Below are 24,503 nucleotides of genomic sequence, written 5' to 3'. Positions count from 1 at the left end.
GCAGCATCTGCTGTTCAATTAATGCGCTGATGGCGTCAGGCCTTCATTTGCTTTCGCTTCAGCAGGCGCTGTTTGATTATTTTGAACGGCAGCGATCACTTTGCGGGCAACAGCTGACAACACTAACAAAAATAAGAATTTTTTCATTTTAAGTCCCTCAGGTGATTGAAATTTTACGGCTGTAACAATTTCTTAGCCGATAGGCTATTTAACAACGCTGCTACTTTTAAATCTATCCGCTGCAATCTTATTTAGGCGTAGGAAGGGGCTTACCGGGCGTGCCTGAGTACGATTCTTCCTACACGGATTTCAGTTTTACAGGGATACAGCAAGAATTGAGATCGGGCCATTATTGCTATTACTCATCCTGTAATGGAGAAGAATATGGCCTTGAACAAAGACACCAATGTGCACAGCGTGCATCATATCGATGAAAGTCGGATGGACCCCTTGAACCCTGATTCTATCGATCCGGCTAACACTGACCCTGCTGATGATTCGCGCGGATATGAACGTAGCCGTACCAAACCCAGTGTGGAAGATAAAGCACTGAATAAACAGAATATCGATGACAGGAACAAGACGTATGCCAACGACATTAGTAATCCGGATGCCGGTATTTAAACGCCTGCCAGCCTGCTGGTGCGTGGGAGTGCACAGATGACCAATACCCGACTCAAGCGTATCGCGACTGTCATTTTTTATTTGCTGGGTATGCTGGTGGCCGGTGTGCTGCTGATCAGCTGGAATGATACTGATATTCCTCCGGCAGCCCAGCCGTTGAGTGAGGCGGTAGAGTCTATCACCACAGCAGAGCAGGCCAACCCCATGCCTATCAATGACAGGGAGCCGCAGAATTTTGCGCAACCGACTGTCAAACCTGATTAAAGCTTGATTATCTGCCAGAATCAGTCGGCCCCGTCCTACACTTAAATGGGAGGGGTACGGATAACCTTAATAGTGAATAAATCATCTAATCCACTGGCAGTCCAGAAAAGCTATCCAGTTACAAACCTTCAATTTTTTTAGGGACACCAAAATGAGCAAACTATTGATCGCATTACTTTTTTCCGCATTTGCCATGACCACTTTTGCTGCAGATACTGACAAACAGACTGACGGTGCAGAGCTTGGTACCAATGAAACGCCACAGGCGCAGGATCAAACTAAAAATAGCAGTGACACCACTGCAGGCAAGCCTGCCAAGAAACGTAGTCATACCAACAAGAAAGCAAAGCATAATCACCAGAAAGCAGGCTCGGCTGAGGAAAACCCGCTACAACCGACTGACTCAGAGCCGGCACCAGGCGCGGCTACCCGCTAATAAAAAAGGATCGCTAGCGCGATCCTTTTTTAATCCATGTCTGATTTCAAATTTCTAATCCGCTTCTATTGGAACCGCGCGCAATTTTTCAGTGAGTAGCTCGCCATTGCAGCAATAAGCATTTTTAAAGTTTTGCTAAACGGACCTTAAACCATGCTGATGACAGGTCTTACAGCTTATAATGCGAGGTACGCAGTCAGGGTCAGTAGTCGTCAGCAATGTATTCCAGCAGTATGCAAAGCACTTCCATAGATAGCAACCGTCGTTCTTGGCATAAGAAATCTCATCTGGTCGATAGTTCGGGCGCTGAATATATTGTGTACACCCACGATATCTCTCACTCCGGTATGAGTCTGTTTGCGGATAAACAATATCAATCCGGGCAACTGTGCAAAGTGAATGTGCCGGTATTTGTTGGCGCGACTCTCAGGCATTTCCGCTTTGATTGCCGGGTAGTGTTCTCATCGCTATGTGGCTTGCAGGGCTTCAGGACCAAGTTGGAATTCCTGAACCTGCCGCCGGAAAACAAAACGTTGATCCAGTCTGTGATGGCCAGGTGATCTGCTTTTAGTGCCAGATCGATCTAAGACTACACTCCGCTTTTCGCATCACACCTGAAATTCCGCATCGCATCTGGCTTTTCGCATCACCTCTACCAGGCTTGCACTAGCCCGGTTGCAAATCCCTGCGTACTGAACAGTTGTTCTTTTATGACTACCTCATCTCATAACCATCGGCAGCGGTGAGCGCTACTGAGGGCAAGGCCGCGCCCAGCAATATAGCCAGCAAATGATAGGCATACGGCACGATAGGGATAGATGTCAGCGCCGGCGTCAGGTTGAATATGAAGGCGACGGTAGGAATAAGCACCAGCCAGAGTTTGCCTATGATATCGCCCCTGATCAGACAGATCGCCCAGATGCCCAGCATGGACAACAGGTAGAGTATGGCAGGTGCGTCCAAGCTCGCGTTTTCTGCTATGCCTGCATAAGCTGCATAGTAGGTCGGAATCAGACAGATAACATAAGTCAGCGTAAACAAACTGGTGTTGGCAAAGGCTTTGTACATGGTTCACCTTCCTTGTTTTATGGTTGTTGGGCGAAGTTCAGCTAAGTCGTATGTTAACCATTTCTATATATAAAATTAGTCCTTCAACTCGCATATGACTGTTTCCATTTGGGATACAATCTAGCGATGTATGATTTGAATCTGATGATTATTTTTGCCCAGGTGGTCAACGAGCAAAGTTTCTCTGCCGCAGCGAGGAAGATGGGCCTGACCAAGTCTTCAGTGAGTAAAGCGGTGGCTAAGCTGGAGCTGGCCCTGGGCGCCAGTTTGCTCAACCGCAGCACGCGGCATTTGAGCCTGACTGAGATCGGCGCAAGCTTTTACGACTATTGCACGCGTATCAATGCCGAGGCCGAAGAGGCGCATCAGATGATAGAAAGCCTGAACGCGCAACCGCGTGGCATGCTTAAAGTGGCTGCCTCGGTTGCTTTTGGCACCTTGCATATTGCGCCCGCCGTGGCTGAGTTTATGCACAGATATCCGCAACTGGAAATAGACATGACCATTACCGACCGCCTGGTAGACCTGACTGAAGAGGGCTATGACGTCGTGATATCGGTGACCAGGGATCTGCCGCTCAGCCTGGTGGCTAAACGCCTGGCGCCGATACGACGTAACCTGTGTGCCACGCAAGAATATTTTGAAAAGTATGGCGTGCCTGAGGTCCCGCAAGACCTGGTGCATCATAATTGCCTGGATTACATACACTCGGGCGATAAAGGGTTGTGGCGCTTTAATGGCCCTGCAGGAGTGGTCACCGTCAACGTGTCTGGCAGGTTGCGCATCAATGACGATGAAGCCTTGTCGCAAGTGGTGCTCGGTGGTTTTGGCCTGGCGCTGTTGCCTACCTTTATTATTGGTAAAGACTTGCAGGCCAAACGGCTGAAGTCGGTATTGTCCGAGTACCTGCCTATCGAGCAGCATGTTTATGCCTTGTATCTGCCCAAGCGCAACCTGCCTTTGAAAACGCGAGTGTTTATAGACTATTTGTCCGAGCGGTTCGGCGCGCAGCCTTACTGGGATCAAGCGTATCAGCCTGAGGTGCATTGAAGGGCGTTACTGCTTGTCACCAGCCCGAAAATTGTAGTCATATGGGAAACAGTAGAATTCGACCAGGCACTGACTGATTTCTGACTCTTCGCAGGCGTATAAATGTCTTGCCGTAAACATGCACTGAACTCCTGCTTAACTTGAGCAGACCAAGCTTAACAGTCTGTTGAGCTGCATGCTGACTGCTTTCAGCATGGAGCGACTAACTTCTAACAAAAATGAGGACACAACATGAAAAATAATCTCTTGAAAATCGTTGCCCTGGCAGTGTTGTTAAGTGCTTGTAAAAGTGCACCCACCAGCTCGGCCAAAGCAGAGGCTGCCAGCGCTAAACCGGCGGCAACCAAGGCGCAGCCTAATAACAGTAGTGAGCCGGGCGGGCATGCCGAGAATGTGTATGCCGCCTATCTTTCAAACCGGCAGATCTATTTTGAATATGACAAAGACACTTTCAGGCAGGAATATCAGAACCTGATCGCCGTGCATGCCAAATACCTGTTGTCGCATCCGCAGGCCAAGATCCTGTTGCAGGGGCATTCCGATGAAAAAGGCAGCGCCAAGTACAACTTTGATCTGGGCAAGCGGCGTGCCGAGGCGGTGAAGAATGCGTTTAGCGACCATGGCGTGAAAAAGGCCCAGCTGGCAACGGTCAGCTTTGGCAATGCACAGGCCAGCCAGGATTGCCCGGATGAGGCATGCCGCAAAAGGGACAGGCGCGTGGATATCAGCTATGGCGTGAAATAAAGCGCTCAAATCAGCATGCGCGCAGCATTCATGCGGCCAGATGTTGATAGTTCTGAAACACGCTGGCCCAGATGGCAGGAATGAAAAAGCCCCCGGATGTTATGTCCGGGGGCTTTTGCTTTTAACCGGCGTGGCGGTCGCGATCAGATCGCCTGCCAGCCTCAGGCTGGCAAGGCTGCGTTGTAAACATGGGCGGTGATCTCATACGACCTTAGCCGTGCCTGCTGCTCGAATATCTGCGAAGTGATCATTAACTCGTCAGCGCCGGTTTTGGCGATAAATGCCTGCATCTCTGCCAGCACCTTGTCGCCATCACCTATGGCTGAACATGACAGCACCTGATTCAATATCGCCCGCTCCGCGCCACCTAATTGATTCCACAGATCAAACACCGGTGGCGGTAACTGGCCTGGGCGGCCGCTGCGCAAGTTGATAAATGCCTGTTGCATGGATGAAGCCAGAAACACCGCTTCTTGCTCGGTGTCGGCGGCAAATACATTAAAGCCGAGCATGACATAGGGTTTATCCAGGTATTGCGACGGCTTGAACGTGTCGCGGTAAATCTCTAGCGCCTGCAGCATATATGCAGGTGCAAAATGCGAGGCGAATGCAAAAGGCAAACCCAGGGCAGCCGCCAGCTGTGCACCAAACAGGCTGGAACCCAGTATCCATACCGGCACATGCAGGCCGCTGCCTGGCACTGCCTTGACTGCGCGCCTGCTTTCGCTGGAGAAATAATCCAGCAATTCCACCACATCCTGCGGGAAGGCATCCGCATCTGTATCCAGGTTACGCCGCAATGCGCGCGCGGTGACCTGGTCTGAGCCTGGCGCACGGCCTACGCCCAGGTCTATACGCTTGGGGAATAAAGATTCCAGAGTGCCGAATTGCTCGGCGATCACCAGCGGCGAATGGTTGGGCAACATGATACCGCCAGCGCCTACGCGTATGCTGCTGGTGCCGGCAGCGACATGGCCTATCAATATAGAAGTGGCTGCACTGGCTATCCCCGGCATGCCATGGTGTTCTGCCAGCCAATAGCGGTGATAGCCCCACTGCTCGGCATGCTGCGCCAGCGCCAGTGTGTTTTTGAAAGACTGTGCCGCTACACTGCCTTCTGCGATGGGGGAAAGATCAAGTACGGATAATCTGGGTGTCATTTTTCTGCTTGCGCTTGGATAGTTGTGGTTGGATAGCTGTGATTAGATAGTTGTGATTCTATGGGTGATAGCTTTGATTGCCTGCTAGCGATTGGTTCAACTAGACTACATTATTGCAGTCCGCTCACTGATAAAACCTGACTAATATTATTCCGGCTTGCCGGTTGCTGCTGCGCGATTGTAATGAATTGAAAACCCCTGTTGAGAAACTGGTTATTTTTGCATGCTTGTATTAGCATGGCCCCGATATATTGATGCTATTAGATTACTTAGGTAATCATTTCAGGGTGAACAGGTTCAATGAGTTTAGAAGGGCGTATAGACGAAGCGTTGTTTCATCGGCTGATGGCTAGCGCTCATATTCCATTGATAGGCAGTGCCCTGGGCGGTCTGCTGATCAGCATCTCGCAACTGGATTCCGCAGATCGCCATCTGTTCTTTACCTGGGCTGCGCTGGTCTATGCGGTGACCGCCTTGCGCTGGTGGCTGACGCACCGCTGCAAAAGCAAGTTGGCCAAACAGGGTTTCACTTCCAGGCTGGCTTACCAGTATTGCCTGACCATCGCCTTATCCGGGCTAGTGTGGGGCGCGCTGGGTTTTTTAATCACCGATGCACCACCGATGACAGTCATCATCGTCATCACCGCCATCCAGGCCATGGTGATGGGGGGCGTGGTGACCATGGCTTCCTGCATTCCGGCTTTTTTTGCCTTTAGCCTGCCGGCCATGCTGCCTACCGTGGTGATCTATGCCACCGGCAACAGTGTGCCTAATGCGGTGATGGCGGTGTTCAGCGTGATCTTCTATTTATTGATGATAGGCGTCACTTTCAGATTCAATCAGTCTTTACGGCAGGCCCAGCGCATCAGCTTTGAGAATGAAGACCTGATAGGGTCTTTGAAAGAGGCTTACCAGAAGATCTCTGCGCAGAACCTGGAGCTCAACCATGTCGCGCATCACGATAACCTGACCGGCCTGCCTAACCGCAAACTGCTGGCTGTGCGTATGCGCCAGGCCATGGAGATCGCCAAAGTCAAGCAGACCAGTACCGCTATCCTCTACCTGGACCTTGATGGTTTCAAGGCCATCAACGACCAGCTGGGCCACGAGGCCGGAGATCTGGCGCTGATAGAAGTTTCACGCCGGCTAGGCAAAGTGATACGCGGTAGCGATACCCTGGCCAGGGTGGGTGGCGACGAGTTCGTGATCGTGCTGTCCGATCTGCAGGGACAGCCATATGCTTCGGTAGAAATGGTCGCCAATAAATGCCTGATGGTGTTTGAGCCGGCATTTATGATACAGGCTTGTGAGTGCCGGCTGGGCGCATCTATCGGGCTGGCCATCTGCAACGAGGGTGACAGCATAGAGCAGTTGCTTGCAACCGCGGATAAGGCCATGTACCAGGCCAAGTTGCAAGACAGCGGACAGATCTACTGGGCCGCAGCCGCTGAGCTGGAACCCAGCTGATCCAAATCTGCACTGCGTGCTGACGAAATTCGCACTGAGTGCTGGCGCAATTCGCACTGCGTGCTGGTGTCTGCAGTTTCTCCATGACTGCCATCACACGATAACCAGAGATTTATCCACTTTTTCCGACGCTTTGTATTGCAGGCTGTCTCATACACTAGCGGGGATGCTCATCATATTTACACCCATGTTTGTAAGTGTTTCAATATGATGGCAAAGTGGCGTGTAGACAGCCAGCAGGCGCTGACCTGGATACATGCCGATTACAACGGTATCCCCCGCTCAGACGATGAGCGTGTGATGGTATGCATATAGTGGAGTGATGTCATGAGTACGTCGCAGACTGTCAAGCATCATCAGCAATTGACGCAGTTGTATCTGGCGCTCAGCCAGTGCAACCAGGCGATAGTGCAAAGCCATGATAAGCAGGCGCTGTTTGAAAAGATCTGCCGTATCATCGTCGATTTTGGTCACGCCAAACTGGCCTGGGTAGGGGTAGTGTCGCCAGAATCAAAACAGGTCAAGGTAGCCGCCGCGTTTGGCAGCGGGCTTGAATACCTGAGCAAGATCACAATTTCTGCCGATCCGCATACCCCTAATGGCAGGGGCCCGTGCGGGCTGGCGATCGCCCACGATCAGCCTTACTGGGTGCAAGATTTCCAGACTAACCCTATCGCCGCGCTATGGCATGCCTCAGCCTCTGAGTTTTCCTGGAAAGCAGCGGCTTTCCTGCCTTTGCATTGCGAAGCCAAAGTGGTGGCCTGCCTGTCACTGTATACCTCGGAAGAACAGGCATTCGACCCCGACACCCAGCGCTTATTGATAGATATGGTGGCCAATATCGATTTTGCGCTGGACCGTTTTGCCGTGCAGCAGGAACGCACCCGCTATCAGGAAAGCCTGCTTGCCAGTGAACAGCGAGCGCAGCTGGTGATGGAGAACGCGCTGGACGCCATTATCAATATGGATGCCGCCGGTTTTATCATCGAATGGAACCTGGCCGCCGAACGTATCTTCGGCCACAAGCGGGTGGATGTGGTCGGCAGGAGTCTGGGCGAGGTGATCGTGCCGCCTGCCTATCGCGACGCACACAACAGGGGGCTGCAGCGGCTGCAGCGCTCAGGCGAATCCAGGTTGCTGGGCCGCTCCATCGAGATCGCCGCCATGCGGGGCGATGGCTCTGAGTTTCCGGTGGAATTGACCATCATCGAGATAGAGCGCAGTGGCGAACGCTATTACAGCGCTTTTTTGCGCGATATCACTGTGCGCAAAGAGGCGGAGCAACGCATACAGTATCTGGCGAACTACGATGCACTGACCGGACTGCCTAACCGCAATCTGCTCACTGAACGTGTCACGGTGGAGATAGAACGTGCCTGGGCACACGATGGCCAGTTCGCACTGATGTTTCTAGACCTGGACCACTTTAAAGATGTGAATGACAGCCTGGGGCACAGGTATGGCGACAGCCTGCTGGTGGAACTGACCAAACGCTTTCAAAGCCTGGTGCGCCCCGAAGACACTATCTGCCGGCTGGGCGGTGATGAGTTCGTTTTTTTGCTGGCGGGTGCCGGGCATGATGTCGCCCAGGAGATCGTTGAGCGATTGCTCAAGGCCATAGAGCAGCCGCTGGTGATAGATCAGTACCAGCTGGCGATCACAGCCTCGGTCGGCATCGCCATCTACCCTGAGGATGGCCTGGATATGGAAAGCCTGCAACGCAACGCCGATGTCGCCATGTACCGCACCAAGAAAGAGAGCCGCAACGGCTATCGTTTCTTCAGTAACCAGATGCAGATACAGACTGCGCGGCATCTGCAACTGGTGAATGCCTTGCGCCAAGCCATTGCACTGGGGCAGCTGGCAGTGTATTACCAGCCGCAGATGGACCTGGCCACGCATAAGCTGGTGGGTGTAGAAGCCTTGTTGCGCTGGCAGCACCCGACCCTGGGCGCGGTTTCACCGGCAGAATTCATCCCGCTGGCCGAGTCCAGTGGCCTGATCATTTCTATAGGCAGCTGGGTACTCGAGCAGGCGGTACAGCAGGTCAGGCACTGGCAGCAGGCCGGCATAGACGCGATATGTGTCTCGGTCAATCTGTCCAGTGTCCAGTTCCGCAACCCCGGTTTGCCGGCGCTGATACAGCAGATATTACAACGCTACGATGTCGCACCGCAGTTTCTCGAGCTTGAGCTGACTGAAGGCGTAGCACTGGAAAACCCTGAGGGCGCCGTGAATATGATGGATACGCTGGACAAGCTGGGTATACGCATGTCCATAGACGATTTTGGCACCGGCTATTCTTCGCTGAGTTACCTGAAGAAATTCAAGGTGGGCAGGCTGAAGATAGACCAGTCGTTTGTGCGCGATATTTCTACCGATGACGAAGACAAAGCCATCGTCATCGCCATCATCCATCTGGCACGCAGCCTGGGCTTGAAAACCATCGCCGAAGGCGTAGAGACCGCTGAGCAAAAAGCCTTTTTACTGTCACATGGCTGCGATGAGATCCAGGGCTATCTGCTGAGCAAACCCATGCCCAGCGAACAGGCCACCGCTTTCCTGCTCAAGCATCAATAAGACACTCGCCTGCTATAACCCTGGCCTGGTTTTAACGCTGGTAAGACTTTAAACGCAGACTAGATTCCCCTGACTCCCTGGTTAAGACTCTCGCGCAGATTGTAAATATAATGGTTGACTTCCCAAATGATAATAATTATCATTTACATGTCGTTTAACGAATAGGAGATCCATGATGAGGCATCAAACTGTAGTAGGCAAGACCATGCTGGCAGGGAAAACGGCTTGTAAAGTGCTTTATCATAAATCTTCGGATATGGTTGAAGTCGAAGTCGGTGGCACCACACTCAAGTTCGAGGCCGGCAGCTTTATTGTGATGAATGAGATGTTGCGCAAAGCCGCCGCCAGGATAGTGATGCAGACCGAGATAGAAATGAGCGTTTGAAAGGGTGATCATGCAGTCAGCCAGACTCAACCCCATGCGCTATGACCCGGCATTGCCTGATGCTGAGTATGTCATGGCCTCTTTGCTTTACATAGCCACTTTATATATCAAAAAGCCGACCTACGAGCTGGCCAAGCAGGCACTGCGGCTGGCTGAAACCCTAACCGCGCCCGAGTATGCAGATTCGGACCTGATTTGCCGTGTTTCCCGCCGCATGTGTGTGCAATGGACGCTACTGGTCAACGAGCACGAACAGTCTGCGCAGCCAGCTAAAGCCAGGCAATCATTAACCCAGGCAGTCACTAGCCCAATTGAATGAAGAACCATCATGAGCGAGCATTCCATGTGTAAGAAGATTTTGTTGTCCGGCCAGGCCGGTTTTCGTGTGCATTACTGTGAAACCCATCGCACGGTAGAGCTGGAGATAGGCGCCATGAGTTTACGCCTGGATGAAGATGCGCTGGAATTGATGAGCGACTCTCTGGCTGAATCAGTGAGCAAGCTGCATGCCTTGCAAGCGACTAAAGGCTCATTCGAAGCCTTTATGCGCCAGTTGAAAAACGCCTGATTCTGACGCCAGCGCGCTAACGCTCATTAAGCCAGCAGCTTGCGCCAATTAAAAAAGGCAATGACGTCATAGTCATTGCCTTTTTAATAATGCTGGCGGGTATGCTGATCTGCGACGCCTTCCCGGCCAGCAAACCCCGAGTTAACCAAGAAGTCGTAGGTTAACCAGCAAGTCCTGAGTTAACCAGCAAGCTAAGTTTTAGTCAGCAAGCTTGGCGCTGACGTTCTTGGTGAGCTCGCTCAAAGTGCTGTTCAGGGTTTGGAAAGCCACATCTGAAAGGCCGGTGTCACAGGCCACCCGTTTTTGTACTTCTGACAATTTACTGCGCAGATTCTTGCCTTCTTCTGTCAATGTCACGATCACTACGCGCTCGTCATCTTTCTGGCGGGTGCGGGTGGTCAGTTTTTTTGCTTCCAGGCGTTTGACCACCGGTGTGATGGTTGCCGGTTCCAGCAGCAATTTCTCGGCGATTTCCTTGATGGAAAGCTGCTTGAACTGCCATAAAGCCACCAGCACCAGATACTGGGGATAGGTCAGATTGAGTTTATCAAGATCCGGCTTGTAAGAACGTAGCAGAGCGTGTGTTGCGGAGTAAAGTGAAAAGCAGAGTTGATTTTCCAGATATAGATTCGGCATGTTATGTAATTATAATTGTCATCAATAGAATTGAGTGATTACAGCATCAATCCAAACAGCTGTCTATAGTAGTTTTACTTAGATATGTATGCAAATGCATACAAGCGTCTTTACGCTATTAAATAGATGTTAATGTGTGATAAGTGCTTGACTGCGCTTGACAAACTTAGTGCTTACCCGCTCAGAAAAATGGCTGCAACTACGTTAGAATAGGCTGGTGCACATGTCACTATGTGCAGTGAATCTAGCCTTTAAATTTATGCTGCCTTCCATCACTTTTCTTGATCTTGAAACCACTGGTGCCACCCCGTTGAAAGACCGCATCACCGAGATCGCGCTGGTGCGTTTTGATGGCGGTGTAGAAACTGCCCGCTGGCAGACCCTGGTCAATCCGCAAATGGATATTCCGCCCTTTATCCAGTCGTTGACCGGTATCAACAATGCCATGGTTGAGCATGCGCCGCTGTTTTCCGAAGTGGCCAGCCAGTTGCTGGCTTTCCTCGATGGCACGGTGCTGGCAGCGCATAATGTGCGCTTTGATCATGGTTTTCTTAAAACCGAATTCAAGCGCCTGGGCATCAATCTACAGCAAAAAGTGTTGTGCACGGTTAAACTTTCGCGCCTGTTATACCCGCAACATTTCAGCCATGGCATAGACGCCATTGTGGCGCGCCACAACATAGTAGGCATCGCCAGACACCGCGCCATGGGCGATGTGGAAGCGGTGTTGCGCATGCTGGAGGACGCCAGGCAGGAGCTGGGTGAGGCTGCCGTACAATCCGCCGCGCAAAAGCTGATGGCGGCGCCGGTATTGCCCGCCCATATCGATGCTGGCCTGATCGGCGAGTTGCCGGAAACGCCAGGCGTCTACCTGTTTTATGGCGAGCATGATGTACCGCTGTTTATAGGCAAAGGGACGAATGTGCGCGCCCGTGTGCTTGCGCATTTCAGTGGCACTAAGGCCACGGCCAGAGAGCTGCGTCTGGCGCAGGAGATCAGGCGCTTTGAATGGATACCCACCGCAGGGGAACTCAGTGCCTTGCTGCTGGAAACACGCTTGCTCAGGCAACACAAACCCTTGTATAACCGCCAGCTGACGCGTGAACGCCAATTGTTCAGCTGGCGGCTGGATCCGCTGGCACAACCGCAAGTCAGCCTGGTGGCCGCCGGCGATATAGACCCCAGCCAGATGGGGCGGCTGTTCGGCACTTTTAAAACTAAACAGCAGGCGACTGAAGCCCTGCGCAAGATCGCCGACAGAAACCAGCTATGCCTGAGGCTGCTCGGCCTGGAAGGCGGCGCTGGCGGCCCCTGTGTCGCCTTTCAGCTCAAACGCTGTAAAGGCGCGTGTTGTGGCCAGGAGCCCGCCACGATACACAGTTTGCGCCTGCAACAGGCGCTGGTCGCGCATAAACTCAGCCCCTGGCCTTACCCTGGCAAGATAGGCATAGAGGAATACAACCTGGAAAATGACCTGCGCCAAATCCATGTATTCGAACACTGGGCGTATGTGGGTGTTGCCGACAATGACGACGACCTGCAAGCCTTGCGCGCGCAAACCAGCACGCTTACATTCGAGCTGGAGACCTACAAATTACTGCTTAAAGTGTTGCCGCAAAAAAAGACCCGTGTACTGAATCTGGCGCCTTAAAGCACGCCAGCCCAGTAAACAGGTCAAGGGGTAGTCAGATCGCGGCCCGGGTTATCCAGGCCTATGCTTTACTTTGGCAAATAAAAGGTAGTGTCCGTCGTCACCGTCTCGCCGTCAGGCTCGGCGGTCACCTCTATGCTGATGCGCTGGCTACCGGTCTTGTCCGTATGCGGCACGGCCAGGCTCAGTGGCAGCAAGGCTTCTTCAGTCGCGCCTACCGTGAGTGACTGTTCACTTTCTATGCTGATATCTGCCATGCCGCTGGCGCGTATGCGATAGTGCTGCGGTTTTTCGGTGGCATTCAGCAGGTGCAGCTGGTAAAGGTTCTCCACTCCTTTGTCAGTCTCGCGGTACATGATATTGCGGTCGCGCATGATGTCGACCTTGAAGGCCGGTTTATGCAGCATGCTATAGGCCATCCAGCCGAATATCAGCGCGAACAGCGCGCTATAGATCAATACCCTGGGGCGCAGCATATGGCTGAGCAGGCCATGTTCACCGGTGTTGCCACCAGCTGAAAAACGGATAAGACCACGCGGATATTGCATCTTGTCCATCACCTCATCACAGGCATCTATACACAGCCCGCAGCTGATGCATTCATATTGCAGGCCCTGGCGTATATCTATGCCCACCGGACACACCTGCACGCAAATGTTACAGTCTATGCAAGAGCCCAGGCCCTGCGCCTGGTAGTCCTGACCTTTGCTGCGGCCGCCACGCGGTTCACCGCGCGCGCTGTCATAAGCCACTATCAGGGTATGATCATCAAACATGGCACTCTGGAAACGTGCATACGGGCACATATGCTTGCACACCTGCTCGCGTAAAAAGCCGGCATTGCCATAAGTGGCGATACTGTAAAAGCCGAACCAGAACCACTCCCAGCCACTGAGCTGGAATTGCAGCAAGGCCGGCGACAGTTCGCGTATGGGGGTGAAATAGCCGACAAAAGAAAGCCCGGTCAGTATGGCAAAGCCCATCCAGACACTGTGCTTGCCCAGTTTGATACCGGCTTTGCGCACACCCCATGGCTGCGCATCCAGCTTTTGCCTGACCATGCGGTCGCCTTCAATGCGGCGTTCCATCCATAAGAATATTTCTGTATAGACCGATTGCGGGCAGGAGAAACCACACCACAAACGGCCAGCCACTGCGGTGAACAAAAACAAGCCCAGCGCGCACACGATCAGCAGCAGCGCCAGGTAAAACAGGTCCTGCGGAAAGATCACCATGCCAAACAGGTAAAAGCGCTGCGCGTTGATATCGAGCAAAAACGCCTGGCGTTCGCCATATTGCAGCCAGGGCAAACCATAAAACACGATCTGCGTGAGCCAGATCATCAGCCAGCGCCAGTTTTTAAAATAGCCGCTGACGCTGCGCGGATAGACTTTGGGCGTTTTCTGGTACAGCGAGATGGTTTTTTCAGTGACCGGGGCGGCCACGATAGGAATCACGGTTTTGCTACGCGAGGCTTGCATGATGACACTCGAAACGACAGGAGACCAGCGCACTATAGGCTGTTACTGTCAGTTAAAACAGATTCAGTTTTTAATTAAAAAACCATATCAGTTTTACACAGAAGCGTTGGCGATCAGCTGGCCCAGGGTCTGGATCGCCTGCAGGCTGTGCGCAGTGAGCGGGTGCCCATAGTTAAAGCGGATAAAGTTGGCATATTGCTGTTGTGACGAGAACATATGCCCAGGGGCGAGGCTGATATTGTGCGCGATAGACTGCTGGAAAATCCGCAGGCTGTCACAGGCTGGCGGCAGCTGCATCCAGAAGAAATAGCCGCCTTGCGGCTGGTTAAAACGCACCTGTTCAGGAAAGTGCTGGTGCAGGGCCTGCGCGTATTGCAGTTGTTGCAACATCAGCTGGTGCCTGAGCTGGCGCAGGTATTTATCATAGCCGCCTTTGGCCAGGTAGCTCGCCAGCGCGTGCTGGGCGGGGATAGACGTGGCCAGGGTGGTTGAGATCTTCAGCCGCGTGATCTGGTCGGTGAAGCGGCCGGCCGAGACCCAGCCCACACGGTAACCCGGCGCCAGCGATTTGGAAAACGAGCTGCAATGCATGACCCAGCCCTCGGTATCCCAGGCCTTGGCCGGCTGCGGGCGCTGCTTGCCGAAATATAATTCGCGATAGACGTCATCCTCTATCAGCGGCAATCGATAACGTGTGACCAGAGCGACCAGCGCCTGCTTTTTATCTTCGCGCATCAGGCTGCCGGTGGGGTTTTGAAAGTTGGTCATCAGCCAGCAGGCTTTGGGCTGGTGTTGAATAATGGCCTGTTCCAGCGCCAGCAGGTCTATGCCATGCTCAGGGTGGCTGGCCACCTCTATCGCGCGCAGCCCCATTCTTTCTATCGCCTGCAAGGCGGCATAAAAGCTCGGTGATTCAATGATCACGCTATCGCCAGGCTGGGTCACCGCTGCCAGGCTCAGGTTGAGCGCTTCCAGTGCGCCGTTGGTGACTACGATATCTGCCGCATCCGTTTGCGTGCCATCTAGCTGGTAGCGCAAGGCGATCTGGCGCCGCAGTTCAAAATCGCCCTGGCCGATATCACTGACCGTATCAGATGCCTGCATACGGCGAACTGAGGCCACCATATGGTCGGCCAGTTTAGCCAGCGGAAAATGCAAAGGGCTGGGAAACGCCGAGCCGAACGGCACATGCTGCGGGTCTTTGATACGGTCCAGCAGGGTGAACACCAGGTCGCTGACCTGCAAGGTGGTCGGTAAGCCGGTAGCGGCAGGGCTGGCGGGGGCCAATAGCCTGTCGTTGCGCAATGGGCCGGCCACGTAATAACCCGAGCGCGGCCGGGTGACCAGCAGCCCGCGCGCCTCGAGCAAATAATAAGCCTGAAAAACAGTAGAAGCGTTGACCTGCTTGAGGGCCTGGATCTGGCGTATGGAAGGCAGTTTGTCGCCGCGTTTAAGCAGGCCTTGTTGTATGGTGCTGGCGATCTCTTCGGCAATGATTTCGTATTTTTTCACGGCTGGGCCTTGCGTCGTCGTTGCCAGGCAACTGATATGGTAAATTAAATCCAAACTGAGGCTGTTTGGCAAGCGCCATTCTATTTAGCATAGTGTTTTTTTGCAGAATCGCTTGTTTATCATGTCCCAGTTGACCATCAGTCATATAGAACGCCTGAATAAAAGGCATTACCTGCTTTGGCTCAGTGACGGGCAATCCATGCAGTTATCCATCACCGATATGTTCAATGTCAAAGTCATGCAGGCGGGTCAGCAGATCGCCGCTGCGCATTTCCAGCCATTGAGCTCCTTGAATAATATTGAAATGCCGCCGCTTTATCGTATCAATGATTACCAGGCGCCCGCCGGTGTTTTTTCTTTACTGGCGGATAGTTTTTTGCAGGCGATATTAAGTGTGTATGCTTTTTACACACACGGTATAATCAAGCCCTGGCGGGCCGCAGCGGCAGCTAAATCGCTGGCTCCCTGACAGCTGGCCAGGCACTATACGCAAGTGCTGTCGAATATACGCAAATGTATTTGCATTCCTGGATTAATTGCGTATAATTGCGGGTTCTTTAAAAGGCGACGTTTAAGGCATTTTTATGTACGCAGTGATCAAAACAGGTGGTAAACAGTACAAAGTTACCGCTGGTGAAAAATTAAAAGTTGAAAAATTAGTGGGTGACGTTGGCTCAACTGTTGTGATCGACAAAGTATTGTTGATCGCTAACGGCGAAACTACCACCGTAGGCGCACCTCTGGTAGCCGGTGCTAAAGTCAGTGCCACTGTGGTATCACATGGCCGTGGCGACAAAGTGATGATCTTTAAAATGCGTCGTCGTAAGCACTATCGCAAGACTCAAGGTCATCGTCAGAGCTATACTGAAATTCAAATCGATACTATTTCTGCTTAATCGGCAGATTGCTAGAGTAAGGAATCAAACATGGCACACAAAAAAGCAGGCGGTAGTTCACGTAACGGTCGCGACTCACAAGCCAAACGCCTGGGTGTAAAAGCCTTTGGTGAAACAGTAGTTAACGCTGGCAGCATCATCGTGCGTCAACGTGGTACAAAAATGCACGCTGGCGAAAACGTCGGTATGGGCAAAGACCACACACTGTACGCACTGGTTGAAGGCAAAGTGAAATTTGCTGTTAAAGGCGCGTTAAAGCGTCACACAGTGAGCATCGAAGCGGTTTAATCGCAGATGTATGAAAAAAGCCCTGTCGCTTGACGGGGCTTTTTACTTTATAGTTATTAGATTGTGCCTTGTATGATCACCTGTGATGGTTTTTGCATGACAGGTGATTTTAAATTTTAAGATGCAGTGCAAGGCGCACGGCGCGCAAAACAGCCATGTACCACCAGTACATCAGGGTTTACAACACCGTGTCACGCAATAATGCGCTTAAAAGGCCAATTGATCATGAAGTTTATTGACGAAGCAACTATCAAAGTTTACGCCGGTGACGGTGGTAATGGCGTGGCAACATTCCGCCGTGAAAAATACGAGCCTATGGGCGGCCCCAATGGCGGTGATGGTGGCCGCGGCGGCTCGGTGATCATGCTGGCTGACCGCAATATCAATACCCTGGTCGATTATCGCTATACGCGTACTTTCAAAGCGCAGCGCGGTGAAAATGGCAGCGGCTCTGATTGCTATGGCAAAGGCGGCGATGACATGGTGCTGCGTGTGCCGGTAGGCACCACCATCAGTGATAAAGCCACCGGCCAGCCTATGGTTGACCTCAATACCGATGGCCAGCAAGTCATGATCGCCAATGGCGGCAAGGGTGGCCTGGGCAATATCCACTTTAAAACCAGTACCAACCGCTCACCGCGCCAATGCACCAAAGGTGACCCGGGCGAGGCATTCGAGCTGTACCTGGAGCTAAAGGTGCTGGCGGATGTCGGTCTGCTCGGCATGCCTAATGCCGGTAAGTCTACTTTTATACGCTCGGTTTCTGCTGCCAAACCTAAAGTCGCTGATTACCCTTTCACCACACTGCACCCTAACCTGGGCGTAGTGCGCGTTGATAGCAACCGCAGCTTTGTGATCGCCGATGTACCCGGCCTGATCGAAGGTGCTGCCGAAGGTGCCGGTTTAGGCCATCAGTTCCTGCGCCACTTGCAGCGGACTTCCTTATTGCTGCATCTGGTCGATATCGCGCCGTTTGACGAAGCGGTAGACCCGGTGCAGGAAGCCAAAGCCATCGTCAATGAGCTGAAAAAATACGATCAGGAACTGTATGACAAACCACGCTGGCTGGTGCTGAATAAGATCGATATGCTGCCTGATAGTGCCGAAAAAGTCGCCGAATTCGTGCAGGCTTATGGCTGGCAAGGGCGCGTGTTTGCGATCTCCGCCATCAGTGGCATAGGCTGTAAAGAGCTGACTTATGCCATCATGGACCATATCGATCAGGCGCGGGTGCAGCGTGAAGCTGACGCCACGGTGGTTCAGACAGCCGCCCAGCCAGACCAGGCGCAGCCTGTACAATCACAGCCTGTGATAGAACAATAAATAACACACACAATTTCGTATGGGTGTCTCCCTCATTCAAGATAGCAAGACCCTGGTGGTAAAGGTCGGCTCCAGTCTGGTCACCAATAATGGCCAGGGCCTGGACCGGGCCGCGATCGCCGCCTGGGCCGAGCAGATCAGTGCGCTGGTCAAGCAGGGCAAGCAGGTGGTGCTGGTCTCCAGTGGCGCCGTTGCCGAAGGCATGCAGCGCCTGGGCTGGAAAAAACGCCCGGTGGAGATCAATGAGTTGCAAGCCGCTGCCGCCGTCGGCCAGATGGGGCTGGTGCAAATGTACGAACAGTGCTTCGCCCAGCATGGCTTGCACACTGCACAATTGCTGCTCACACATGAAGACCTGGCTGACCGTAAACGTTACCTGAATGCACGCACTACTTTGCGTACGCTGCTAGACCTTAAAGTCATTCCTATCATCAATGAAAATGATACGGTAGTCACCGAAGAGATCCGCTTTGGTGATAACGATACCCTGGGCGCGCTGGTCGCCAACCTGATAGAAGCCGATGCGCTGATCATACTCACCGACCAGCAGGGGCTGTATTCAGCCGACCCGCGCAAAGACCCTGCGGCCGTATTCATACATGCCGAAATGGCAGGCAACCCGTCATTAGAAGCCATGGCAGGCGGTGCCGGCAGTGCGGTAGGCACCGGCGGCATGCTGACCAAGATACTGGCGGCCAAACGGGCTGCCAATAGCGGTGCGCATACCGTGATCGCCTCAGGCCGCGAGCCGCAAGTGCTGCTCAGATTGAGCCAGGGTGACGCGATAGGCACCCACCTGCAAGCCGGAAAAATGAAGATCATCGCCAAAAAACAATGGCTGGCCGATCATCTGCGTCTGGGTGGCAAACTGGTGCTCGATGCCGGCGCAGTGAATGTATTATGCAAGGATGGCAAAAGCCTGCTGCCTATAGGGGTGGTAGAAGTGATAGGCCAGTTTGAACGAGGCGATGTGGTCGCCTGTGTCGATGACGCCGGCAGGGAGTGGGCGCGCGGCATAGTCAACTACCACGCCAGCGAGGTGCGGCGTATCATGCGCAAGCCTAGCAGCGAGATTAAAAACATCCTCGGCTATGTAGAAGAAAAAGAATTGATCCACAGGGACAACCTTGTGCTGTTATAAACAACGGTAGGGCAGCGATTAGCTAAGCAGCAGCGCGGCCCTGACCATATTTGCTTTTGCACTAAAAAATCAACTAAAAAGGTTATGTGATATGAGTAAACCTCTGGTAGCCATCATTATGGGTTCTGACAGCGATTGGCCGGTGATGAGAAATGCCGCGCAGATGCTGGCCGATTTTGGCGTCGCTTATGAAGCGCGCGTGGTGTCTGCACACCGCACGCCTGACCTGATGTTCCAGTTTGCCGAATCTGCGGCCAGCCAGGGTTTCCAGGTCATCATCGCCGGTGCCGGCGGCGCGGCGCACCTGCCAGGCATGGTGGCGGCAAAAACCACATTGCCGGTACTGGGCGTGCCGGTGCCATCCAAGCATCTGCAAGGCCAGGATTCATTGCTGTCTATCGTGCAGATGCCTAAAGGTATCCCGGTTGCCACCTTTGCCATAGGCGACGCAGGGGCTGCCAATGCCGGCCTGTTCGCTGTGGCTGTATTAGCCAATCAGGATGCTGCGCTGGCACAAAAGCTGGCAGATTTCCGCCACAAACAGGCCGAAAAAGTGCATGCCATGACATTGCCTGAGCAGCCTTGATTTAGTCCAGAGTTATTCAATAAACACATTTTCGACAAATAATATTCGGCGCAGCGTTACACAAAAAAGTTTAGCCAGACACGGCGATGCTGCCGTTGCGTGATGGGGATGGTTGATGAGTTCGCAAGCAAATATTCACAAGCAAGATTCAAATAAGTCAGAGGGTCCTGCCGTGATCCAGCCGCCTGCCATGCTAGGCATGCTGGGCGGTGGCCAGCTGGGCCGTTTTTTCGTGATCGCAGCCCACGAGATGGGTTACAAAGTCACAGTACTAGACCCGGACAAACATAGCCCGGCGGGTAGCATCGCCGATGTGCACTTATGTGCCGCTTTTGATGATGCCGCCGCCCTGCAAACCATGGCGCAAACCTGCCAGGCCATTTCAACCGAGTTTGAAAACGTGCCAGCTGAAACCCTGGCCACCCTGGCACAATCTACCGTGGTGCACCCCAGCGCGGCTGCGGTCGCCATTGCCCAGCACCGGGTCAAGGAAAAAACCTTTTTCCAGCAAGCCGGTTTGCCGGTAGGCCCGTTTGTGGCGGTGAATAGTGAGAGCGATCTGCCGGCAGATGGCGATATGTATCCTGCCGTGCTCAAAGTGGCACGTTTTGGCTATGACGGCAAAGGCCAGGCACGCGTGGCTAACCAGGCCGAGGCCAAAGCGGCATTTGCCGGTTTCAAGCACGAAGTCTGCGTGCTGGAAAAAATGCTGGCGCTGGACCTGGAAGTCTCTGTGGTGCTGGCGCGTGATGTGCACGGCAATATTGCTGCCTTCACTACCGCTGAGAACAGTCATCTGAACGGTATCCTGGATATCAGCATAGTGCCGGCGCGCTGTTCCGAAGTGATCAAAGCCAATGCGCAGGAGCTGGCGAAAAAACTGGCGACCAGGCTGGATTACGTCGGTGTGCTGGGAGTGGAGTTCTTTGTGGTCGGCCAGCAGTTGCTGATCAACGAGATCGCCCCGCGTCCGCATAATTCCGGTCACTATACCTTGGATGCCTGCATTACTGATCAGTTTGAGCAGCAGGTGCGCGTGATCACTGGCCAGGCCCTGGGCAGCCCGGCGTTGCATAGCAATGCCGTGATGGTGAATATTCTTGGCGATAGCTGGCTTTACAGCGGTGAGCAGCATGAGCCGGCCTGGGATAAAGCTTTTGCCCATGGCAACCTGAAAATGCATCTGTATGGCAAACAAGAGCCGCGCAAAGCCCGCAAAATGGGCCATTTCACCGTCATAGGTGACGATGCACAGGCGGTGCTGAACACCGCCAGGATCGCGCGTAGCGAGTTACATATAGGCGAGTGATCAGGCTGGTAAACAAGCCCCGGTGATCCCGGGCGCTCATGAAAAAAGCCCGGTTTATCCGGGCTTTTTTATTGTTAAGGAAACATGCATCTGCACCTGTTTTCTGAACTCCAGCTGTCTGAAACCCAGTCGGGCTGGGCCAGGTTTGCAACAAGGTTGGAACAATAAAAAAAGCCGGACATGCGTCCGGCTCTTTTAGTAAGCACCCCTACTGAAATTATTCAGCAGCTTTTTTCGCGCGAGGCTTGGCAGCAGCTTTTTTGGCTGGAGCGGCTTCGGCTTTAGCAGCAGCTTTTTTCGGAGCTGCTTTAGGAGCAACTGCTTTTTTCACAGAAGTCAAAGTTGCAGGTGCGTCACCTGGCAATGCTTTGATAGCAGCTGTCAAACGGCTCTTGTGACGGGCAGCTTTGTTTTTGTGAATGATTTTTTTGTCAGCGATACGGTCGATCACGCTAACATTTTCCTGGTAAGACGCAACTGCAGCAGCCTTGTCACCAGTTTGAATTGCCTTGATTACTTTTTTAATCGCAGTACGCAAAGTTGAACGTAACGCAGCGTTGTGCGCGTTCACTTTTACGGATTGGCGCGCGCGTTTGCGTGCTTGTGCGGTATTTGCCATATCTGTTTATCCTGTAACTTTTCAAAAGGGGTGTAATACGAAACCGTGCATAATACTGTTTTTGCCTGGTTTTTGCAAGGCGAAAATCATATTTGTGCGGATTCTGCTGCGGTTTATAAATAGTCGCATGGTAAAATCGCCCGACTCTAAAAACAATTGTTTAGATCGTTGCAAAACTTGCGGCAGACATGATAAAGCAATCGTCATGCGCCCGTATGGTTTTTTACTAGACTGCCGGAAGCCTGAACACCCCATATGAACTTGCTCAAAGCTTTGGCCACCGTGGGTGGCATGACGTTTATCTCGCGCCTGCTGGGGTTTGTGCGGGATACGCTGATCGCCCGTATTTTTGGCGCCGGTATGGCTACCGATGCCTTTTTTGTCGCCTTCAAGATCCCCAATCTGTTGCGCCGCATCTCCGGTGAGGGCGCGTTCAGCCAGGCATTCGTACCTATCCTTTCCGAGTACCGCAAGCAGCGCACACCCGAAGCCACCAAGGCGCTGATCAACCATGTCTCCAGTTTGCTGGGCTTGTTCCTGGTGGCTATCACCATAGTCGGCATGCTGGCGGCGCCACTGATAGTACGGCTGACTTCACCGGGCTTTGTCGCTGATGCGGCCAAGTTCGCGCTGACGACCGATCTGCTGCGCATCACCTTTCCTTATATCCTGTTTATCTCACTGGTTTCCATGGCCGGTGGCGTACTCAACGCGCACAGCAAGTTCCAGGTGCCGGCCTTTACCCCGGTATGGCTGAACCTGAGCTTTATTACCGCGGCTTTGTTTGTGGCGCCATATTTTAACAATTCGGTCTATGTGCTGGCGTGGGCGGTGTTTGTCGGCGGCATCATACAGTTGCTATACCAGTTGCCCTATCTGCAGAAGATAGGCATGTTGCCGCGTTACGCGCTTAACTTTGAGGATGAAGGCGTACGTCGTATATTAAAGCTGATGGGGCCTGCAATTTTTGGCGTGTCGGTGGCGCAGATCTCTATCGTGCTGAATAATATATTCGCCTCGTTCATGCCTACCGGCAGTGTGTCGTGGCTATATTATGCCGACCGCCTGATGGAATTTCCGACCGGCGTGCTGGGCGTCGCCCTGGGCACCATACTGTTGCCCAGTTTATCCAAGGCGCATGTCGATAAATCGGCAGCAGAGTTTTCGCAATTGCTGGATTGGGGCTTGCGCCTGACCTTTATGCTGGCGATTCCCGCGGCAGTCGCCATGGCGGTTCTTTCCAAGCCGCTGGTCGCCAGCCTGTTCTATTACGGAAAATTCACCGCGATTGACGTGGCGCAAACCGAGCGTGCCCTGATCGCCTATAGTCTGAGCTTGCTGGGCCTGATCATGGTCAAAGTACTGGCGCCGGGTTTTTACGCACGGCAGAATGTGAAAACGCCGGTCAAGATCGCCATCTTCACGCTGGTCATTACACAAATCTTAAATGTGCTGTTCCTGTATTTCACGCCATTACAGCATGCCGGGCTGGCGTTGGCAGTGGGTCTTGGCGCCTGTCTGAATGCGACTTTATTATGGATAACATTGCAGAGGAGTGGCGCATTCGTACCGAATAAAGGCTGGTTCCTATTCCTGGCCAAACTGTTACTGGCGGTCACCGTCATGGCTGTCTCACTGCATTTTGTCGCAGGCTGGGCAGGCGACTGGCTGAGCATGCCGGCCTTGCCAAGATTGTTACACCTGGCTGGTGTGGTGGTTGGCGGCATGCTGGTGTATTTCGTGATGCTGAGATTACTGGGTTTCCGCCCCGGCGACTTTATGAAACGAGTGGCTAAATAATGCAGATCTTCCGCCATTTCCCGCTGTCTTCTGCGCCTGCAGCGATCGCGATTGGTAATTTTGATGGCATGCACCTGGGCCATCAGGCCTTGTTGCGCCAGTTGATCGCCTATGCGCAAACCTACCGCATCGTGCCGGCGGTGATGACATTCGAGCCGCACCCGCGCGAATTCTTTGCCCCGCAGAATGCGCCTGCACGCCTGGCGTCCATGCGCGAAAAGCTGGAATATTTTGCCGAGTTCGGTGTGCAGCGCGTTTATGTACAACGCTTCAGCCAGGCGTTTGCCGCGCAGAGTCCGGCCACTTTTATGCAGGTGTTACGCCAGCAACTCAACGCCAATGTGGTCATGGTCGGTGAAGATTTCTGTTTTGGGGCCAAACGCGCCGGCACTGTGCAGACCCTGGTCGAACATGGTTTTAACGTGATTCCGTTGCCGGAAGTGCAGCTTAACGGTGAGCGCGTTTCCAGCACGCTGGTGCGTGATGCGCTGGCGGCGGGTGAGTTCGCCAAGGCGCATACCTTGCTGGGGCGCACTTACAGCATCAGTGGCAAAGTGGTGCATGGTGCCAAGCTGGGGCGGCAATTGGGTTTCCCCACCGCCAATGTGCATATGCGCCACGAGCGGCCTGCACTGACCGGTGTTTATGCGGTAAAATTGAACGATTTACCGGCAGTTGCCAATTTGGGCGTACGGCCCACCCTGGAAGGCATTCCAAAACTCAAGCTCGAAGTGCATGTCTTTGATTTTTCTGGTGATTTATATGACCAGCATGTGCATGTGCAGTTTTTGCACAAATTGCGTGATGAAATGAAGTTTTCCGGGCTGGATGCACTCAAGGCGCAAATTGCGGCCGATGTGGTGCAGGCCAGGGAGTACTTTCAGCCTGGCAGCGCGAGCTGAAGTAGCAGAGAAC

Annotated in this window: 28 protein-coding genes; 21 read left to right on the top strand and 7 right to left on the bottom strand. The window is 53.1% G+C overall.

Annotated features, from left to right (window positions below; genetic code table 11):
* Nucleotides 1-18 precede the first annotated feature (18 nt).
* Nucleotides 19-147, bottom strand: a complete 129-nt coding sequence (locus ACFQ1Z_RS07810) for a hypothetical protein (protein ID WP_379056811.1) — start codon at nucleotides 145-147, stop codon at nucleotides 19-21.
* Between the two features lie 237 nt (nucleotides 148-384).
* On the opposite strand from ACFQ1Z_RS07810, the gene ACFQ1Z_RS07805 reads away from it, so the two are divergent.
* The 4 genes from ACFQ1Z_RS07805 to ACFQ1Z_RS07790 all read left to right on the top strand — a co-directional run bounded on the left by ACFQ1Z_RS07805 (nucleotide 385) and on the right by ACFQ1Z_RS07790 (nucleotide 1,884).
* Nucleotides 385-624 carry a hypothetical protein gene (locus ACFQ1Z_RS07805; RefSeq protein WP_379056810.1) on the top strand — a complete coding sequence of 80 codons (240 nt, stop codon included), beginning with the start codon at nucleotides 385-387 and terminating at the stop codon, nucleotides 622-624.
* A gap of 36 nt (nucleotides 625-660) precedes the next feature.
* Nucleotides 661-888 (top strand): hypothetical protein, encoded by a 228-nt coding sequence (locus ACFQ1Z_RS07800; protein ID WP_379056809.1) that lies wholly within the window; start codon nucleotides 661-663, stop codon nucleotides 886-888.
* Between the two features lie 151 nt (nucleotides 889-1,039).
* Complete coding sequence (locus ACFQ1Z_RS07795) at nucleotides 1,040-1,324, top strand: hypothetical protein (RefSeq protein ID WP_379056808.1); 285 nt, start codon at nucleotides 1,040-1,042, stop codon at nucleotides 1,322-1,324.
* Between the two features lie 233 nt (nucleotides 1,325-1,557).
* Nucleotides 1,558-1,884 carry a PilZ domain-containing protein gene (locus ACFQ1Z_RS07790; protein WP_379056806.1) on the top strand — a complete coding sequence of 109 codons (327 nt, stop codon included), beginning with the start codon at nucleotides 1,558-1,560 and terminating at the stop codon, nucleotides 1,882-1,884.
* 154 nt (nucleotides 1,885-2,038) lie between these two features.
* Here ACFQ1Z_RS07790 and ACFQ1Z_RS07785 read toward each other — a convergent pair whose 3' ends face one another.
* Nucleotides 2,039-2,392 carry a hypothetical protein gene (locus ACFQ1Z_RS07785; RefSeq protein WP_379056805.1) on the bottom strand — a complete coding sequence of 118 codons (354 nt, stop codon included), beginning with the start codon at nucleotides 2,390-2,392 and terminating at the stop codon, nucleotides 2,039-2,041.
* 126 nt (nucleotides 2,393-2,518) lie between these two features.
* Here ACFQ1Z_RS07785 and ACFQ1Z_RS07780 point away from each other — a divergent pair, with 126 nt between their 5' ends.
* Both ACFQ1Z_RS07780 and ACFQ1Z_RS07775 read left to right on the top strand, forming a co-directional pair.
* The gene (locus ACFQ1Z_RS07780) at nucleotides 2,519-3,442 is read left to right on the top strand and encodes a LysR family transcriptional regulator (protein WP_379056804.1); all 924 of its coding nucleotides are present in this window, start codon (nucleotides 2,519-2,521) and stop codon (nucleotides 3,440-3,442) included.
* A 231-nt stretch (nucleotides 3,443-3,673) separates the two neighbouring features.
* Nucleotides 3,674-4,186 (top strand): OmpA family protein, encoded by a 513-nt coding sequence (locus tag ACFQ1Z_RS07775; protein ID WP_379056802.1) that lies wholly within the window; start codon nucleotides 3,674-3,676, stop codon nucleotides 4,184-4,186.
* 161 nt (nucleotides 4,187-4,347) lie between these two features.
* Here ACFQ1Z_RS07775 and ACFQ1Z_RS07770 read toward each other — a convergent pair whose 3' ends face one another.
* Nucleotides 4,348-5,346 (bottom strand): LLM class flavin-dependent oxidoreductase, encoded by a 999-nt coding sequence (locus ACFQ1Z_RS07770; protein ID WP_379056801.1) that lies wholly within the window; start codon nucleotides 5,344-5,346, stop codon nucleotides 4,348-4,350.
* Between the two features lie 300 nt (nucleotides 5,347-5,646).
* Here ACFQ1Z_RS07770 and ACFQ1Z_RS07765 point away from each other — a divergent pair, with 300 nt between their 5' ends.
* From ACFQ1Z_RS07765 to ACFQ1Z_RS07745, 5 genes are all read left to right on the top strand, one after another.
* Nucleotides 5,647-6,813: a diguanylate cyclase domain-containing protein gene (locus ACFQ1Z_RS07765; RefSeq protein ID WP_379056800.1), complete on the top strand. Its 1,167-nt coding sequence runs from the start codon at nucleotides 5,647-5,649 to the stop codon at nucleotides 6,811-6,813.
* Nucleotides 6,814-7,140: 327 nt separating this feature from the next.
* Complete coding sequence (locus tag ACFQ1Z_RS07760; protein WP_379056799.1) at nucleotides 7,141-9,393, top strand: putative bifunctional diguanylate cyclase/phosphodiesterase; 2,253 nt, start codon at nucleotides 7,141-7,143, stop codon at nucleotides 9,391-9,393.
* 172 nt (nucleotides 9,394-9,565) lie between these two features.
* Complete coding sequence (locus ACFQ1Z_RS07755) at nucleotides 9,566-9,778, top strand: hypothetical protein (RefSeq protein WP_379056797.1); 213 nt, start codon at nucleotides 9,566-9,568, stop codon at nucleotides 9,776-9,778.
* Nucleotides 9,779-9,788: 10 nt separating this feature from the next.
* On the top strand, nucleotides 9,789-10,097 hold the full coding sequence (locus ACFQ1Z_RS07750; protein WP_379056796.1) for a hypothetical protein: 309 nt from the start codon (nucleotides 9,789-9,791) through the stop codon (nucleotides 10,095-10,097).
* Between the two features lie 9 nt (nucleotides 10,098-10,106).
* The gene (locus ACFQ1Z_RS07745; protein WP_379056795.1) at nucleotides 10,107-10,346 is read left to right on the top strand and encodes a hypothetical protein; all 240 of its coding nucleotides are present in this window, start codon (nucleotides 10,107-10,109) and stop codon (nucleotides 10,344-10,346) included.
* 198 nt (nucleotides 10,347-10,544) lie between these two features.
* On the opposite strand, the gene ACFQ1Z_RS07740 is transcribed toward ACFQ1Z_RS07745, so the two are convergent.
* A complete protein-coding gene (locus tag ACFQ1Z_RS07740; RefSeq protein ID WP_379056793.1) occupies nucleotides 10,545-10,982 on the bottom strand; it encodes a MarR family winged helix-turn-helix transcriptional regulator in 438 nt (145 codons plus the stop codon).
* A gap of 259 nt (nucleotides 10,983-11,241) precedes the next feature.
* Here ACFQ1Z_RS07740 and ACFQ1Z_RS07735 point away from each other — a divergent pair, with 259 nt between their 5' ends.
* Nucleotides 11,242-12,633 carry an exonuclease domain-containing protein gene (locus ACFQ1Z_RS07735; protein ID WP_379056791.1) on the top strand — a complete coding sequence of 464 codons (1,392 nt, stop codon included), beginning with the start codon at nucleotides 11,242-11,244 and terminating at the stop codon, nucleotides 12,631-12,633.
* Between the two features lie 68 nt (nucleotides 12,634-12,701).
* On the opposite strand, the gene ccoG is transcribed toward ACFQ1Z_RS07735, so the two are convergent.
* Entirely contained in the window at nucleotides 12,702-14,114 is a 1,413-nt protein-coding gene (gene ccoG, locus ACFQ1Z_RS07730) for a cytochrome c oxidase accessory protein CcoG (RefSeq protein WP_379057198.1), read from the bottom strand.
* Nucleotides 14,115-14,207: 93 nt separating this feature from the next.
* Nucleotides 14,208-15,626 carry an aminotransferase-like domain-containing protein gene (locus tag ACFQ1Z_RS07725; RefSeq protein ID WP_379056789.1) on the bottom strand — a complete coding sequence of 473 codons (1,419 nt, stop codon included), beginning with the start codon at nucleotides 15,624-15,626 and terminating at the stop codon, nucleotides 14,208-14,210.
* Between the two features lie 121 nt (nucleotides 15,627-15,747).
* On the opposite strand from ACFQ1Z_RS07725, the gene ACFQ1Z_RS07720 reads away from it, so the two are divergent.
* The 7 genes from ACFQ1Z_RS07720 (at nucleotide 15,748) to ACFQ1Z_RS07690 (ending at nucleotide 21,169) form a co-directional block, all read left to right on the top strand.
* A complete protein-coding gene (locus ACFQ1Z_RS07720) occupies nucleotides 15,748-16,095 on the top strand; it encodes a hypothetical protein (RefSeq protein ID WP_379056788.1) in 348 nt (115 codons plus the stop codon).
* 115 nt (nucleotides 16,096-16,210) lie between these two features.
* Nucleotides 16,211-16,522 (top strand): 50S ribosomal protein L21, encoded by a 312-nt coding sequence (gene rplU, locus ACFQ1Z_RS07715; protein WP_379056786.1) that lies wholly within the window; start codon nucleotides 16,211-16,213, stop codon nucleotides 16,520-16,522.
* A gap of 30 nt (nucleotides 16,523-16,552) precedes the next feature.
* Nucleotides 16,553-16,810 (top strand): 50S ribosomal protein L27, encoded by a 258-nt coding sequence (gene rpmA / locus ACFQ1Z_RS07710; RefSeq protein WP_049637894.1) that lies wholly within the window; start codon nucleotides 16,553-16,555, stop codon nucleotides 16,808-16,810.
* Nucleotides 16,811-17,035: 225 nt separating this feature from the next.
* A complete protein-coding gene (cgtA, locus tag ACFQ1Z_RS07705; protein WP_379056784.1) occupies nucleotides 17,036-18,133 on the top strand; it encodes an Obg family GTPase CgtA in 1,098 nt (365 codons plus the stop codon).
* 19 nt (nucleotides 18,134-18,152) lie between these two features.
* Nucleotides 18,153-19,274, top strand: coding sequence for a glutamate 5-kinase (gene proB / locus ACFQ1Z_RS07700; protein WP_379056782.1), 1,122 nt, complete (start codon nucleotides 18,153-18,155; stop codon nucleotides 19,272-19,274).
* 91 nt (nucleotides 19,275-19,365) lie between these two features.
* Nucleotides 19,366-19,860 (top strand): 5-(carboxyamino)imidazole ribonucleotide mutase, encoded by a 495-nt coding sequence (gene purE / locus ACFQ1Z_RS07695; RefSeq protein WP_379056780.1) that lies wholly within the window; start codon nucleotides 19,366-19,368, stop codon nucleotides 19,858-19,860.
* Nucleotides 19,861-19,975: 115 nt separating this feature from the next.
* The gene (locus ACFQ1Z_RS07690; protein WP_379056779.1) at nucleotides 19,976-21,169 is read left to right on the top strand and encodes a 5-(carboxyamino)imidazole ribonucleotide synthase; all 1,194 of its coding nucleotides are present in this window, start codon (nucleotides 19,976-19,978) and stop codon (nucleotides 21,167-21,169) included.
* Between the two features lie 217 nt (nucleotides 21,170-21,386).
* Here ACFQ1Z_RS07690 and rpsT read toward each other — a convergent pair whose 3' ends face one another.
* Nucleotides 21,387-21,788: a 30S ribosomal protein S20 gene (rpsT, locus tag ACFQ1Z_RS07685; protein ID WP_379056778.1), complete on the bottom strand. Its 402-nt coding sequence runs from the start codon at nucleotides 21,786-21,788 to the stop codon at nucleotides 21,387-21,389.
* A gap of 255 nt (nucleotides 21,789-22,043) precedes the next feature.
* Here rpsT and murJ point away from each other — a divergent pair, with 255 nt between their 5' ends.
* Together murJ and ACFQ1Z_RS07675 are read left to right on the top strand one after the other, a co-directional pair.
* Nucleotides 22,044-23,588, top strand: coding sequence for a murein biosynthesis integral membrane protein MurJ (gene murJ, locus ACFQ1Z_RS07680; protein ID WP_379056777.1), 1,545 nt, complete (start codon nucleotides 22,044-22,046; stop codon nucleotides 23,586-23,588).
* Complete coding sequence (locus tag ACFQ1Z_RS07675) at nucleotides 23,588-24,490, top strand: bifunctional riboflavin kinase/FAD synthetase (protein WP_379056776.1); 903 nt, start codon at nucleotides 23,588-23,590, stop codon at nucleotides 24,488-24,490. Before murJ ends, ACFQ1Z_RS07675 begins: the two co-directional genes overlap by 1 nt.
* Nucleotides 24,491-24,503 lie beyond the last annotated feature (13 nt).

The sequence above is a fragment of the Methylophilus luteus genome (assembly GCF_042676265.1).
In the GTDB taxonomy this organism is placed as follows: domain Bacteria; phylum Pseudomonadota; class Gammaproteobacteria; order Burkholderiales; family Methylophilaceae; genus Methylophilus; species Methylophilus luteus.
Note: the sequence above shows the minus strand (reverse complement) of the source record. Positions and strands in the feature narration are given on the sequence as shown.